The sequence below is a fragment of the Neobacillus sp. GCM10023253 genome (genome assembly GCF_042653105.1).
Lineage (GTDB): Bacteria > Bacillota > Bacilli > Bacillales > Cytobacillaceae > Neobacillus > Neobacillus citreus.
On the sequence record NZ_JBHSHV010000003.1, the window covers coordinates 774,924 to 790,041 of the forward strand.

The 15,118-nt window shown below is 40.6% G+C and carries 14 protein-coding genes and 1 other annotated feature; of the genes, 7 read left to right on the plus strand and 7 right to left on the minus strand.

The window, feature by feature from the left end; translation table 11 throughout:
• Nucleotides 1-50 precede the first annotated feature (50 nt).
• Entirely contained in the window at nt 51-506 is a 456-nt protein-coding gene (locus ACFPA1_RS04120) for a GNAT family N-acetyltransferase (RefSeq protein ID WP_378581413.1), read from the plus strand.
• A gap of 41 nt (nt 507-547) precedes the next feature.
• On the opposite strand, the gene ACFPA1_RS04125 is transcribed toward ACFPA1_RS04120, so the two are convergent.
• On the minus strand, nt 548-1,021 hold the full coding sequence (locus ACFPA1_RS04125) for a GNAT family N-acetyltransferase (RefSeq protein WP_378581414.1): 474 nt from the start codon (nt 1,019-1,021) through the stop codon (nt 548-550).
• 92 nt (nt 1,022-1,113) lie between these two features.
• On the opposite strand from ACFPA1_RS04125, the gene coaW reads away from it, so the two are divergent.
• Together coaW and selB are read left to right on the plus strand one after the other, a co-directional pair.
• A complete protein-coding gene (gene coaW, locus ACFPA1_RS04130; protein ID WP_378581415.1) occupies nt 1,114-1,929 on the plus strand; it encodes a type II pantothenate kinase in 816 nt (271 codons plus the stop codon).
• A gap of 92 nt (nt 1,930-2,021) precedes the next feature.
• On the plus strand, nt 2,022-3,908 hold the full coding sequence (gene selB, locus ACFPA1_RS04135) for a selenocysteine-specific translation elongation factor (protein WP_378581416.1): 1,887 nt from the start codon (nt 2,022-2,024) through the stop codon (nt 3,906-3,908).
• 47 nt (nt 3,909-3,955) lie between these two features.
• Here the strand turns inward: selB and ACFPA1_RS04140 are convergent, their stop codons facing one another.
• A complete protein-coding gene (locus ACFPA1_RS04140) occupies nt 3,956-5,509 on the minus strand; it encodes a TerD family protein (protein WP_378581417.1) in 1,554 nt (517 codons plus the stop codon).
• Nucleotides 5,510-5,711: 202 nt separating this feature from the next.
• On the opposite strand from ACFPA1_RS04140, the gene ACFPA1_RS04145 reads away from it, so the two are divergent.
• Complete coding sequence (locus tag ACFPA1_RS04145; RefSeq protein WP_378581418.1) at nt 5,712-6,224, plus strand: CBO0543 family protein; 513 nt, start codon at nt 5,712-5,714, stop codon at nt 6,222-6,224.
• Nucleotides 6,225-6,281: 57 nt separating this feature from the next.
• Here ACFPA1_RS04145 and ACFPA1_RS04150 read toward each other — a convergent pair whose 3' ends face one another.
• From ACFPA1_RS04150 to ACFPA1_RS04165, 4 genes are all read right to left on the minus strand, one after another.
• Nucleotides 6,282-9,419 (minus strand): MMPL family transporter, encoded by a 3,138-nt coding sequence (locus ACFPA1_RS04150; RefSeq protein WP_378581419.1) that lies wholly within the window; start codon nt 9,417-9,419, stop codon nt 6,282-6,284.
• 3 nt (nt 9,420-9,422) lie between these two features.
• A complete protein-coding gene (locus ACFPA1_RS04155; RefSeq protein ID WP_213140465.1) occupies nt 9,423-9,884 on the minus strand; it encodes a MarR family winged helix-turn-helix transcriptional regulator in 462 nt (153 codons plus the stop codon).
• A gap of 132 nt (nt 9,885-10,016) precedes the next feature.
• Complete coding sequence (locus ACFPA1_RS04160; protein ID WP_378581420.1) at nt 10,017-10,217, minus strand: hypothetical protein; 201 nt, start codon at nt 10,215-10,217, stop codon at nt 10,017-10,019.
• A gap of 102 nt (nt 10,218-10,319) precedes the next feature.
• Nucleotides 10,320-10,457, minus strand: coding sequence for a hypothetical protein (locus ACFPA1_RS04165; protein WP_378581421.1), 138 nt, complete (start codon nt 10,455-10,457; stop codon nt 10,320-10,322).
• Nucleotides 10,458-10,626: 169 nt separating this feature from the next.
• Nucleotides 10,627-10,842 (plus strand) — a binding site (T-box leader).
• 95 nt (nt 10,843-10,937) lie between these two features.
• Here ACFPA1_RS04165 and proS point away from each other — a divergent pair.
• Both proS and ACFPA1_RS04175 read left to right on the plus strand, forming a co-directional pair.
• Entirely contained in the window at nt 10,938-12,368 is a 1,431-nt protein-coding gene (gene proS / locus ACFPA1_RS04170; protein WP_213140462.1) for a proline--tRNA ligase, read from the plus strand.
• Nucleotides 12,369-12,430: 62 nt separating this feature from the next.
• Nucleotides 12,431-12,991: a GNAT family N-acetyltransferase gene (locus tag ACFPA1_RS04175; protein ID WP_378581422.1), complete on the plus strand. Its 561-nt coding sequence runs from the start codon at nt 12,431-12,433 to the stop codon at nt 12,989-12,991.
• Nucleotides 12,992-13,033: 42 nt separating this feature from the next.
• Here the strand turns inward: ACFPA1_RS04175 and ACFPA1_RS04180 are convergent, their stop codons facing one another.
• Entirely contained in the window at nt 13,034-13,618 is a 585-nt protein-coding gene (locus tag ACFPA1_RS04180; protein WP_378581423.1) for a YdcF family protein, read from the minus strand.
• 213 nt (nt 13,619-13,831) lie between these two features.
• Here ACFPA1_RS04180 and hmpA point away from each other — a divergent pair, with 213 nt between their 5' ends.
• A complete protein-coding gene (gene hmpA, locus ACFPA1_RS04185) occupies nt 13,832-15,097 on the plus strand; it encodes an NO-inducible flavohemoprotein (protein ID WP_378581424.1) in 1,266 nt (421 codons plus the stop codon).
• Nucleotides 15,098-15,118: the final 21 nt, after the last annotated feature.

Below are 15,118 nucleotides of genomic sequence, written 5' to 3' on the forward strand. Positions count from 1 at the left end.
CCAGTTTATGCTGAAATTAAAATAGAAAATTACTAAAAGGAATTAACTTTATGATACAAATAATAGACATGAAAAATTTAAGTGCAGCTAAGGACCTATATAACCTGCAAAGGGCCGCTTATCTAGTGGAAGCTAGAATAGTAGGCTTTGAAGATATCCCGCCTCTAAAGGAGAGCTTTGAAGAATTTCTGAATTCCGGTGAATTTTTTCTAGGCTTTTTTGAAATGGGGGAACTTGCTGGAGCAGTTTCTTATGAAATCGAAGGCAAAGAACTGACGATTTGCCGAATGGTAGTCGACCCTAAACACTTCAGAAAGGGAATTGCCAAGAAACTTTTAAATGCCGTTGAGGACATCGATCAGAATATACAGGTATTTAAGGTTTCCACTGGTAAAGACAATCAACCTGCCAAAAATTTATATCAAAAAAATGGCTTCAAATTGGTGGTGGATATGGAGGTAGCACCAGGCTTTTTCATTAGTCATTTTGAAAAAAGAAGACCATAACAGAAGAATTTAAGGAGGGGTGTCTAAAAGGCACCCCTTTATCAAACTGTTACGAACTCTTGTATAGTACATCTTCTTTCATCAATAGTTTCGTTGAATCTACCTCCAGTGAATTTTGAAATGGTACTCCTCCAAAAAGCCTTGGCCGGTTCGTTCTTCTCGATTTGAGTGACTCGCCACTTCCCAGGGAAAAGAGTGAAAATATCATTTGCGGCTAATTTTCCAAAGCCGTTCCCTGAATATTTGCGAATGATAAAGAATTCTAGAATGGTATTTGGTTCCGATTCTGTGGCACTTTCTACTAAAGCAAAGCCTATGAATTCTTCATCTTTTTTTATAAAAAAAGGATGATGGCTAGGACTGTTCCAATATGGCGTTAAATTAAAGGGCTTATAAGCGCCATTTTCCTCCAGAGTGATAGCAGGTATAAATTGGCTGAATTCGTAAATATAAAATTGCATGAGATTATGCAGGATTTGTTCTTCTTTCTTTAAAACCTTCACTAGTTTAATCATTTTTGGTCCTCCTAGTCTTGATACATATAGGATTTGACATGGCGGGTTGATATCCTTTTAAAATGAATTAAATAATTGTATTTCTTGAAGGGGTGATAGGATTGACGGTACAAAAGGTGGGAATCGATGCAGGCGGTTCATTAATAAAAATTGCTTTTCAAGAACGTGGTGTAATGCATTATAAAAAATATCCAATCGGTGAATTAGAGTCAGCTATTTCCTGGTTAAAAGCGGTCGCCCCGAATGTAATGGCTGCGTTAACAGGCGGAAAGGCTCATATTTTGCAAGGGGAATTTTTCCCGAACGGCACGATTGTTCCTGAGTTTCAGGCAACCTGTGAAGGGGTCAGGCTATTTTTACTTGAAGAGGGAAAGAAAATGCCGGATCCATATATCATTGTTAACGTAGGGACAGGAACTTCCTGGCATTTGGTGGAGGGGGAAAGGTATGAACGTATACTCGGCAGTGGGGTTGGTGGTGGAACATTCATGGGGCTTGGCACCATTCTAACCAATGAGTCGGGCTTTCAGCAATTAACCACATTGGCGGCAAAAGGACAGAAGGAAAATCTTGATTTGCTAGTAAAGGATATATATGAGTCCGACAAGCCTCCAATTAACGGTGACCTTACTGCGGCTAATTTTGCGAAAGGCTTGAATGTTAAGCATACCAATGCAGACAGGATGGCTGCTTTGACTAATATGATTGGGGAAACGATCATGTTATTAACGCTGCAGGCTGCAGCCAAACATAAGGTGAAAGAAATCGTGTTCATCGGGAGTTCATTGATAGGAAATCCGTTTTTGACAGAGATTCTTGAGACCTATATGAAGATGCTTGGATTGCAGCCAACGTTTTTAAAAAATGGGGAGTACTGTGGTGCGGTTGGGGCATTACTTTCAATTTAAGACATATTAATACTTGTCTAATAAAGTTCGCTTGAACAATCCCCATATAAAGGCTACAGTAGAGAAGAAGACCGTTAAAGAAGGTGGCAAGCTTGGAAAAGAGATATTTTACGATTGGAATGGCGGGGCATATTGACCATGGGAAAACATCCCTAACGAAGGCCTTGACCAATGTTGATACAGACCGATTAAAAGAAGAAAAAGAACGGCAAATCTCGATTGAACTTGGATTTGCACCGTTATATGAAGATGAAGAAATCCAAATATCCGTTATCGATGTACCAGGGCACGAACGCTTCATTCGCCAAATGATTGCCGGTGTGGCTGGAATTGATCTAGTCGTGCTGGTTGTGGCGGCGGATGAAGGCGTCATGCCGCAAACCAAAGAACACCTCGAAATCCTAAAGTTTCTTGGTGTCAAAAACGGAATCGTCGCTATTACAAAAATAGACCGTGTCGATGAAGAATTTATTGAACTTGTACAGGATGATATTTTAGCAGAACTGCAAGGCACTGTATTTGAGGATGCACCATTTGTTTTAATTGACAGTTTATCCAAAAAAGGAATTGAAGAAATAAAACAGTTAATCATTAAAAAGCTCAAGGAACAAGAGATGCGCGATGCCAAAGGAGCGTTCCGCCTGCCGATTGACCAGGTGTTTACTGTGAAAGGGCAGGGGACAGTTGTCCGCGGCACGGTTTATGAAGGCACGGTGGAAGAGGGGCAGGCTTTAAAAATCATGCCTAAAGGGCTGGAGGTCCGAGCCCGGCAGATTCAAGTTCATCACAAACCTTCCCAGAGAGCTTACGCCGGACAACGTGCGGCAATTAACCTGTCAGGAGTCTCAAAAGAGGATTTGGAACGCGGTGAAGTTCTTGTTTCCTCGGAGCATTTTATTGTAACCAGAATAATAGATGTCGCCATTCGTGTAGTAGAGGAATTGGAGCATTTAATCAAGCAGCGGATGCCGATTAAACTGCATATTGGGACAGCTGAAGTAATGGGACGGATTGTCTTTTTTGACCGAAATGAAATCAAAGAAGAGAACGGTGAAATCCTTTGCCAGCTGAGACTTGAGGAAGAAATCCTTACCAAACGCGGTGATCGTTTCATCTTAAGACGGCCAAGCCCGACAGAAACGATTGGCGGCGGCTGGGTTATTGATCCTAGGGGAAATAAGTATCGCTTTGGAGAGCAAACGATAGGGGAACTAGAGAAGAAAAAAGTTGGCACGCCTAAAGAACGGATAACAGCCGCTCTGTTGGAAGCGAAAAGCCTCTCATTACCAGAATTAATCAAACGGACTGCCTTGGACGAAGAAACCTTATCAGAGCATCTCCAGGATGATGAATTTGTTCTTTTTAATGGAAAGGAATATACATTACAACAGTTAATCCAGTCTATCGAGGAAGATATTTATGACAAACTGCAGGATTATCATCATATAAATCCAATGAAACAAGGTGTCAATAAAGCTGAAATTCTACAATCGATGCAAAAAAAATTCTCAAAATCTCTTCTTGATTATGTAGTAGAAAATGCTATTTCTAAAAAGGTATTTAACCGGAGGGAACAGTTTGTCTCGCTGGCTGAGTTTTCACCGCATGTTCCAAAAAACTGGGCAAAACGGACGGAAAATCTGCTTGCTGAATTGAAAAAGGATGAGTTAAAAGTTCGCTATTTAAAAGACTATTTATCGGATGCAGGCATTCCGGATTCTCTGGAAGGGGATTTACGAAGATTCCTAGAAGACCAAGAGTTGATTGTGTTGCTCGATGATCAGTTTACTTATCATGGAGATGTTTTTAAAGAAGCCGTTCATAAACTTCAAAATGCTACAGGGCCCGAATTTGAAGTGGGTGAAGCGAAAGAGGTCCTTGACCTTTCACGCAAGTACATGATTCCGTTCTTGGAAAAGCTAGATGCAAAAGGTTTTACAAAACGAGTCGAGAATAAGCGAGTTTGGAAAAATAAATAGAGAAAAGCCTCTGCCAAATCCCAAAGTGCAGAGGCTTTTTTTCACTCTTACGATAAAAACTCAGCTGGGTTTAACCCGAGTTCGTGGCAGATATCAACGACCATCTGCTTTTCATTATGATCAAAGTTCCCATCAGCATAGCCGATGGCAATGCAATAGCGGGCGACCAGGCGGGCAATTTCCGGTTTGGTGCGAATTTTCCCAAGTGCCCGTAATGCTTCGGCACGGCCAAGCATTCGGTCATTTTCAATCCTGGAGACGAAAAAGTTGAATCTTTGAATGACTTTGGTGGTATCAAATACCCGCAATTCTTCACTTTGATTAACAAAATCGACCATCTTTTGCCGTTCAGAAGCATCTAAATAACCATCTGCCATGGCTACCAATGCACAAGCGGCAACGACGGCATCTAATACATCCTGACTCTTGTAGCGATTAAATAATTCCTGGGCTCGTCTTTTTTGCGTGTTTGCCCATTCCGCGTAGTCTGTTTGCGAAGGGGACCAATTACTACCACAGCTATTGCAGGTGAATTTTAATTGGTTATGTCCAATAAATCCGCCTAGCAAACCGACAGGACCAAGAATTAAGCCACCAATTGCCGCTTTGCCCAAACCAAACCCTTTTTTGCCGGTACGTACATTTGAAGAATGACAACGTGGGCAAACGATATCATCGCCCCCATATGTAGACCGCGAGTTTGTTGAAGAAGGGAATGTTTGAGACGGAAAGCCAAAAGCAGGTTGTCGCTGTGCAGAATCCGGCTGAAGATGGATCGGCTGCTGGGATGTATTTTGGCTTTGCGGGTATGGATCATATTGATTTTGACTTTGGCGGTACGGATCATAATTATTATAATTTTGGCTCCCGTTCTGCGGGGAAAAGGACTGCGTTTGATAAGAATTATTGCTCTGACTTTGATAAGGATTTCCCGCAAACTGATTGGGTGAGCCTGGTTGAACTGAATTCCCGGACTGGCGGTCAGACTGCTGAACTGGAGCAGAAAAGGACGAATTGACAGGGGCATCATCAACTGTTACCCCAAAATTTCCACAAAGGGCCGCTAATCCGCCTTGAAATCCGCTGCCAATGGCATTAAATTTCCATTCTCCGTTATGACGATATATTTCCGCTGCGACAATCGCGGTTTCAACTGTAAAATCCCTACCTAGACTAAATCTCAATAATTCTTCATTGTTTTCCTCATTAAATATTCGAACATAGGAATCTGATACTTGTCCAAAACTTTGTCGCTTCGCCTGGGCATCATGAATTGTAATGGTAAAGGCGATACGGTGGATGTGAGCCGGTACCCGGTTTAAATCAATTCGTATTTGTTCGTCGTCCTTAACGCCGGAGCCAATCCGATTATCGCCGCTATAAATAATGGCTCCATTCCCTCCGGATGGATTATTGTAAAAAACAAAATCCTGATCGCCTTGTACTTTTCCTGATGGACCTAATAAAAAAGCGGATGCATCCAAATCAAAATTCGATCCGTTTTGATTGATATTCCAACCTAATCCCACAACAACTTTTTGAAGGCCTGGGTGAGATTTGGTTAAATCCACTTTTTGACCTTTGCTTAATGTAACACCCACATTTTTCACTCCTTATTATTTCACTCTTTTTATCTCTATTTTTTAATCGTGGGGAAATTCCTAATATAAGATCATAAGTATATTTACGGACCAAGTCTAGAAAAGTTTCATTTTGAAATATAAAGAATACCATGAAGAAAAATTTTGAGGGGGGATAAAAATTTACATTTACTGGGATTATAAAATCTGAAGGAGAGATTTTATGATTGCCATTATCTATTCGATTCTTTGGATAATTGCTGCTTTTAAAGTGGCAGATAGGGAATGGAAACAATATTATCCCACTATTTTATTTTCCTCACTAGGGAATGCATTATACGAAATTATTTGCTATAAATATCAGCTTTGGCAGATGGAACCGAATGGATTGCCGGCAGCCATCATTCCGATGATGTTACTTATATTAATAGGAATGCCCTTGTCTACATGGATTTTTTTATCAAAATACCCTTTTGGGAAAAAATTATCGATTCAAGCAATGTATATCGGTTTTTATGTAGTGATGTTCCTCGTGCTCGAATATGTGTCAATAAAAATAGGGGCAATCACTTATCATCATAATTGGAATTTATTTTGGTCAGGCATATTTGTTATTGTCATGTTCCTAGTACTGAGAATTCATTACTCCAAACCACTGCTGGCATTATTTATTTCTGTAATCTTCAGCTTCTTCTTAATTTTTGTTTTCGATGTCAGCCTTGATAAAATGAAATAATAAAGAAAGCACGCTGGATTCAGCGTGCTTTTTCGTTCGTATGATAGTACATTGGCGTCATTTTCTAAATGGCCACCAGTTGGCTTCTCCAAAGGTGCGCACCATAACTGGTACAAACAGTGGAAGAACCACTAGGGCGTATAAGGCAAGACCAATTAATAGAATCGTAGCAATCTCTAGTAATGATAAAACACCGGAAGGCATCATCGCTGCGAACGTTCCGCCTAAGATGACAGCTGCTGAAACGATGACTGTCCCCATCTTCTTCATTGATTCAAGAATGGCTTTTTCAACAGGTAAATCACGATACTCGTTAAAGCGATCCATTAAGAAAATACTGTAGTCGATTCCAAGCGCAACGAGAATAACGAAGGCAAAGAATGGTACAGCCCAGCTGATTCCTGTGTATCCTAGCCAGTTTACAAAAATATATTCAGAGATTGACATTGATGTATAGTAGGTTAAGACCAAAGAGCCGATTAGGTAAATTGGCATTATCAATGAACGGAGCAGGATGATCAGGATGATTCCGATTCCTGCAAGCATTAAAATAACGGTTCTGGAATAGTCGCCTTTGGAAATGGTATCCAAATCATGGTGCATGCTTGATACACCGCCAATTGCAACCTTTGCATTTTCAAGCTTGGTGTCTTTAACAGCACGTTTTACAGCTTCCTTTATGACTGGTATTCTGTTTATCGCCTCATTAGAGTATGGATTCTTATTAAAGACAACATCAATCGTCATGACCTTGCGATCCTTTGACATATAGGCATTCAGCACTTTTGAAAAATCATTGCTGTCCAAAACATCCTGGGGGATATAAAAACCATTTTGCTGCTGCTCGGATACATCGGCCAAATAATCTTGGGCACTTACCAGCCCATTTGAGACTTGGTTTAATACATCGGCACTTTGATTTAACCCGTCTGAAAGCTGGTTAATTTGGCTGCCGATATTTTCAAACCCGGAAAGCAGTTCCTGCTGGCCATCATTGATGCCATCCAGACCGCCTGTAAACTTCGGCATGTTTGCGACGATTTGTCCCTGGCCGTCTTCCATTTGATATAAACCAGACTCAAGTGCCGTAATTCCCGGAAGGAGCTGTTCCATACCTCTGATTAATTGTTCTTGTCCGGAAATCAGTTTCGCAAATTCGCTATTGGCCGTATTAAGACCGTTTTGTGCTTCTTTGAGGCCTGCGTTAAGTTGATTCAAGCCTGCAGCTAGCTGCTGTGCTGCCGCATAGGCTCCAGGGGCATCCGGCTTACCTGGAATGCCTTCAATTGTTGCCTTAATAGTTTGGTAGTCTTGACTATTCTGGACAATCGGATATTCCGTTTCCAACTGATTAAAATTAGCTTGCAAATTAAGGCTGCTGCTTAGTAATTCCAACCCAGCGGCCGTTTTTTGATAATTGCTTAGTAGGGTGCCCAGCCCAGTTTCTGTTTGTTGATAGCCTGCAAGTAATTGTTTGCTTCCATCTAAAGCTTTTTGAGAATTAATTTTGATTTGGGTTAAGCCTTCTTTTATTTGTGTTGAACCTAAAGAACCTTGTTTAAGTCCAGTTTCGATATCTGAAAGGCCGCTTTGAACCTTGGCCAGATTCGTTTTGATTTCATTCGTGCCATAGATTAATTGGCTGATTCCAGCTGTTGCCTGCTCCATTTTTGGCTGATTAGCTGCCATCTGGCTGCTTGCTTCAGATAGCCCGCCGCTGATTTGTTTAATCCCGTCATTTCCTTTGCCAAGTCCGTCCTCAAGGCTTGCCACCTGCTTGGAAATATAAAAATCGTCAATTGGTTTGCCGGTCGGGCGGGTGACAGAACGGACGGTTTTGACATCATTTACTTTTTTGAGTTCTTGGCTGATTTTTTCGGTAATTGACAAATATTCCGTAGTGTTCATTTTATCGTCATTTTTAATGACAATTTGTGTCGGCATAGATTCACCAGGACCGAATGAATCCGCAATTAAATTAAAACCCTTAATAGATGGATATTCATCGCTAATTTCTTCAAGCGAATTAAATGATAATTGATCCTTATACGTGAATAAGAAAGGTATTGCGATAATGGCAACAAGAATAAACGCAATCAATGGACGTTTCAGGGCAAAGTTCCCCATTACACCCCATAGCTTACTATCGCCATGCTCAAGCTTGCCTTTTGCCGGCCAAAACAATTTTTTTCCAAGGACTGCCATGAAAAATGGCACCACCGTGATGAGTGCGATTAATAAAATCGCTACTCCAACGGCCACAGCAGCGGCGGATTTGTATAGCTGGAAGGTGGATAAACCTATCGAAGCAAATCCGATTAAAACAGCGACACCGCTAAAAAAGACCGTTTTTCCAGCTGTTTTGTATGTTTTAACGATGGCCTCTGTAACATTTTCACCCGCAGACAATTCCTCTTTAAAGCGGCTTAAGAGCAGGATGCAATAATCCGTTCCAATCCCGAAGAGGACGGCAACCAAGAAAATCTGTGTGAAGGTTGATAATGGAAAGTTCAATTTATCTACTAAAATAGCAACAATGGATTGAGCTGTCAGATAGCTAAATCCTACCGTTATCAAAGGAATAATAGGGGCCACTGCTGATCTGAAGACAAGCAGCAGCACGGCTAAAATGAAAACTACCGTTATGCCTTCGGTTTTTTTCAGTCCTTCCTGAGAGTTTGTGACGAGGTCCTCGCCAATCACCCAGCCGCCTGTATAGTAATGATCAAGTTTGACATCATCAATCGCTTTATTTAATTCTTTGACAATTTCCTTTGCTTCTCTATTATTCGAAGTCACTTTAATGGAAACTAGGATTGTTTTGCCGTCCTTTGAAACCAGCTGGTCCTTCAGTTCCTCTTGAGTGAAATGGGTGAGGATTTCAGTGATTCCGAGCGTCTCCTTACTTCTTTCTAGTTCTTTGACAGCTTTTTCAGCATCAGCGAAGTCGTCCGTCGTTAATTTTTTTTCACTATGGAAGACAAGCGCCGTTTGCAGGGAATTACCCTTATTTTCACTTGATTGAACATCCTTGAGAATTTTTTCGGCAAGGGTGGAGGGGTAGCCTTCTGGAACGGAAATTTGTCCTTTCTCTCGAACGAGATTTTCCATATTTGGCGCAGCCATAAAAAGCGCAGCGATGACTGCAATCCAAGCGATTAAGATAAACCATTTCCCCTTAATGATGGCTCTCACTTGTTATTCCCCCAGTTCTTCCTGTTTCTTGTTGTCTAAAATTTGTGCTAATTTTTCATACGTGTTAATAAAAGTTGTGATTTCGGTTTCATCGAACTGGGTAATGATAGACTCAACTAATTGATGGACCTTTTCCTGGGCACTTTGAAACAGTTCGATGCCTTCTTTTGTTAGTGTTAAATAAACCACTCTGCGATCTTTTTCGTCCCTAGTTCTTTGTATCAAGCCTCTATCCGTCATTCGAGTGATGATGGCTGTTATTGCACTTTTATTGACCTGAAACACTTCGGCCAATTCCGTTGAGGTACATTCTCCTGTCTGGTGGATATACCTTAAGATGTAGTGCTGGTCATTGGTCAATTCATTTCCAAGTTGATTTTTAATTAAGGCTTCCGCCTTTTTATGTACCTGAAAGGAAATGTTTACATAGCGGTCAATTAAATCCTGGATTGTGTTGTTATCCATTTTGCCTGCACCCCATTACTTTTCGAAAAAATAGTTAACTTAGTGAACTATTCACCTGTTAAACTATATAACAAAGTAAATATTGTGTCAATTAGGAACAAACAGCGAAAAAAGACCCTGATTGAATAACAATCAAGGCCATTGCTCCATATGCTTTTGTAGTTTTTTCTTTTTCGTGATTCTTTTGATTAGATATATACCGGCTATCAATGCCAGCACATTTAATGAATCGCCTAAGTTAATTGTTAAACTGAATTGGTTATTCACCTTAATATCATTTTTATTGTTTGTTGTACAAGGACCACTTTTAATCTCCAGTTCTCTCTTTACCACTAGCATGCCCCCTAAAATCTATCATTTCTCTATTAATCATATTCAGGGCGGGGGAAATAATGCTAGATTTTAAAAAAGAGGTTTATGAAACAAATTGAGGAATCATCCTTCATTTTTTTGTTTATCAACGGCATTTTTAAAAATACGTTTCAGGGCTTCATTTTGCATTCTCATGTATTCAAGCAATGCTTCTTTTTCTTCCTCATCGAGCTCAAGTTCATCCTTTTTATCCTTTTTCATGCAAATCACCCCAATTTAGCTATTAATAGCATTTTAACTGATTCGGAACGTCGATTAAAGTAGTATTAAAAATTTAAAAAAGCCAATAATGGTTAATGCTGAGAAAAATATTCTTATGAAGGAATTGACTTTTAGCTAAGGGAAATATATAATTTTTTCAAAAATATAACTAGAAACAATGACGGGGATTAGTAAAATGAAAAGGTCTTACCAAGAGAGGAAACCATTGGTGCGAGGTTTCTTAAGACGGTCATTTGAACCTGCCTCCCGAGTTCTGTATCGGATGGATTGAAGATACATGCGGATCAAATCCGTTATCATGCAAAGAGTTTAAAGCATTTGCTTTATGAATTTAGGGTGGTACCGCCAGGCCTTGGTCCCTTTTTTAGGATCAGGGCCTTTTTATATGCAAAAAGCTAAATGCGTCTAAAAAAGACGCTGGAGCGGGAAATATTTTTCAGAAAATGATGAGGTGTCAAAATGGCTAAGGAATTTGTAAAAGATATTACTGCGATGGATGAGGATTTCGCGCAGTGGTATACAGATGTTGTTACTAAAGCAGATTTAATCGATTATTCAAGTGTTCGCGGTTCGATGATTATCCGCCCATATGGGTTTGCATTGTGGGATAATATCAAAAATGAAGTAGACCGTCGGATCAAAGAAACAGGGCATGAAAATGTTTATATGCCATTATTTATCCCTGAAAGTCTGCTGCAAAAAGAAAAGGACCACGTAGAGGGTTTTGCTCCTGAAGTTGCATGGGTTACCCATGGCGGATCTGAAGAGTTGGCAGAAAGATTAGTTGTCCGCCCAACTTCTGAGGTTCTGTTCTGTGAGCATTATAAAAATATTATTCACTCCTATCGCGATTTACCAAAGCTTTATAATCAATGGGCAAACGTCGTCCGCTGGGAGAAAACAACCCGTCCATTTTTACGGACATTAGAATTCTTATGGCAAGAAGGCCATACTGCCCATGCAACCGATGAAGATGCGATGGAAGAAACCATCAAAATGCTGAATGTGTATGCTGATGTACTTGAGAACACTCTAGCGATTCCTGTTGTAAAAGGGGAAAAAACGGAAAAGGAAAAATTCGCTGGGGCAAAACATACCTTTACGGTTGAAAGCTTAATGCATGATGGTAAAGCATTGCAATCCGGTACTTCCCACCACTTTGGCACAGGCTTCGCAGAAGCATTTGGCATCCAATACACCGACAAAGACGGAAAGCTGCAATATGTCCATCAAACATCATGGGGCTTTACAACCCGTGTAATCGGCGCCTTAATCATGGTGCACGGCGACGACCGCGGTCTTGTGATTCCGCCAAAGGCAGCACCAACTCAAGTCATGATTGTGCCAATCGCACAGCATAAAGAGGGCGTACTGGACTTTGCATATGACTTGAAAAATTCCCTTGGCAAAGTGGCTCGTGTCGATATCGATGCCAGCGACAAAAAGCCAGGCTGGAAGTTCAATGAGTACGAAATGAAAGGTATTCCTGTCCGTTTGGAAGTTGGTCCAAAGGATATCGAAAACAAGCAGGTAGTTTTGGTACGCCGGGACACTTTGGAAAAAATCGTCGTTTCAATGGATCAACTAGAAGAGAAGCTTGTAGCGCTGCTTGAGGAGATTCAGTCGAACCTGTACAACAAAGCGTTAAAGCATCGTGAAGAAAGAACATCGGTTGCGACTACACTTGCTGAATTAAAGGAATCTTTAGAAGCAAAGCCAGGATTTATCAAAGCAATGTGGTGCGGCGAGTTAGCCTGCGAGGAAAAAATCAAAGAAGATACCAGCGCTACGTCACGTTGTATCCCATTTGAACAAGAAAAAGTATCAGATAAATGCGTTTGCTGCGGAAAAGATGCAGATCAGATGGTTTACTGGGCAAAAGCATATTAAAAATTACCTTTTTGGGGGGGCTCTTTCAAGACGGAAGAGCCCATTTTTAGGAGGTGCACAAAATGAAACCTATCTTAATAGATTTCCCAGAAGAATTTTACACAGAAAGATTAGTTATTCGTAAGCCGATGCCGGGTGACGGAAAAGCGGTTTATGAGGCAATGCAGGCTTCCTTGACCGAACTGAAGCCGTGGATGCCTTGGGCCCACCGCGATCAAACGCCAGAAGAGGTAGAGGCCAACATGCGTGAAGCGCATGCGAAGTTTCTCACTAGAGAAGATCTAAGATTGCATATATTTCATAAAGAAACCGGTGAATTTATTGCATCTTCCGGATTGCATAGGATCAAATGGGATGTTCCCAAATTTGAAATTGGCTACTGGATTGTTACGCGGCATAGCGGAAAGGGTTACATAACGGAAGCGGTTGAGGGTATTACCAATTTTGCTTTTCAAGAATTGAACGCCAAGCGGGTAGAAATCCGCTGCGATTCCAAAAACGTGAAAAGCCGGGCCATTCCGGAACGTCTGGGATTTGACCTGGAAGGCATTTTAAAAAATGATAGTATTTCTGTTGTTGGAAATGAACCAAGAGATACATGTGTTTTTGCCAAAATAAAATAAAGTATCAAAAAAACTCGACCAAAAGTCGAGTTTTTAAATTAGCTAGGGGGACGTAACTAAATAATATTTTGTAATCGCCAAATATTCACGAATATATGATTTTGGCACACTGATCAACGGTGTTTCCGCTGGAAGCCCTTGTACCTTAAGGTTGGCGTCAGCGGCAAGTGACAAGGCACGATAGAGATGAAAGTCATTCGTTACCACAACACCATCTTTAGCAGATATCGGAATGAGCTTTTTTGAAAAACGAATATTTTCATATGTATCAGTTGATTTACCTTCTAAAACAATCCGAGATTCCTTAATCCCAAGTTTCTGCAGTTCTCTTTTAATACACTCAGCTTCAGATATATCCTCTCCGGGACCTTGCCCTCCTGAAGCAATGGCTATCGTGCTTGGGTTTTTCTTTAAATATAGGGCAGCTGCATCTATTCGGCTAGCCAATGTTAACGATGGTTCGGTGCCTTTCACTCTTGCGCCAAGAACAATTAGGTAATCCGCATTTTTAGCAGGAACTACACCATAATTTAAGGATATCTTATATTGTAAAAAGGCTGCATAAATGATCCCCGCCGCAAATATTATCCAACAAAATAAAACTACTTTTTTTCGAATCCTTTTCATCGATTTCGCACCTCAACAATTTACCAATCCTTTTTATTTTACATTATAAATGAATTGACTGGGAAATTTTGCGACTAAAGTCATAGTCCGAATTATTCAAAAATAACAATAAGTGATTTACATCACTTTTTCTTAGTGATTTCTATCATATAATTCACTACGGATATATAATTCACTACATTTATAGTGGAAACATAAAGAGGAGTGACAATAATGTTAGACCAAAAAACAATCGAGATTATTAAATCAACAGTTCCAGTTTTAGAACAACACGGTGAAAAAATTACGACACGCTTTTATCAGCTTATGTTCGGGAACCATCCTGAATTATTGAACATTTTCAATCACGCCAACCAAAAACAGGGAAGACAACAAAAAGCTCTTGCCGGAACGGTTTATGCTGCGGCAATGTATATTGACAATCTTGAAGCCATTATTCCTGTGGTCAAACAAATTGCCCACAAGCATAGAAGCCTCGGCATCAAACCTGAGCATTATCCGATTGTCGGCAAACATTTGCTGCTTGCTATCAAGGATGTTTTAGGAGATGCAGCAACTGATGAAATCATCGATGCCTGGGCTCAAGCCTATGAAGTAATCGCAGGTGCCTTCATCGGTGTGGAAGCAGAAATGTATGGTCAAGCAGCTAATCAAACAGGCGGCTGGGACGGTTTCCGCAACTTTATTGTTGACCGAAAAGTGATCGAAAGTGATGTCATTACATCCTTCTATTTAAAGCCTGAAGACCAAAAAGAGATTGCCGGCTTTGAACCAGGTCAATATATTAGTATTTTACTAGAGATTAAAGGGGAAAAGTTTACCCATATCCGTCAATACAGCCTTTCAGATGCTCCAGGAAAAGATTACTATCGTATCAGCGTGAAACGCGAGGCTGGTACTCCAAATCCGGATGGAGTCGTATCTAATTACCTTCATGATGAAGTAAAAGAAGGAGACATTTTAAAGGTAAGTGCGCCAGCAGGAGATTTTGTGTTAAATACTGAAAAAACGAATCCGGTCGTATTACTTAGCGGCGGTGTAGGTTTAACGCCAATGATGAGCATGTTAAAAACAGTGGTAGAACTTCAGCCGGAAAGAAAGGTTACCTTCGTCCATGCGGCTGCAAATGGTAATGTCCATGCGCTTAGGGAAGAAGTTGAAGAACTTGCACAGCTTGACAATGTAAATAGCTGCATTTTTTATGATTCTCCAACAGAAGATGATCGCCAAAACAATCGTTTCGATGTTGAAGGCTATGTGACACGCGAATGGCTGCAAGAGAATGTAGCAATTGAAGATGCTGAATTCTATTTCTGCGGACCGGTTCCATTCATGAAGGCCGTTAATGGCTCTTTAAAAGGACTTGGGGTAACTGAAGAGAGAATCCACTTTGAATTCTTTGGACCAATGGGAAGTTTAGAAAATAACGAAAAGGATACAGCTATTGCCGAACGGTCTGAGGAGTTAGTTACAGTTTAATAAAAAAAACCCGAATTTCCA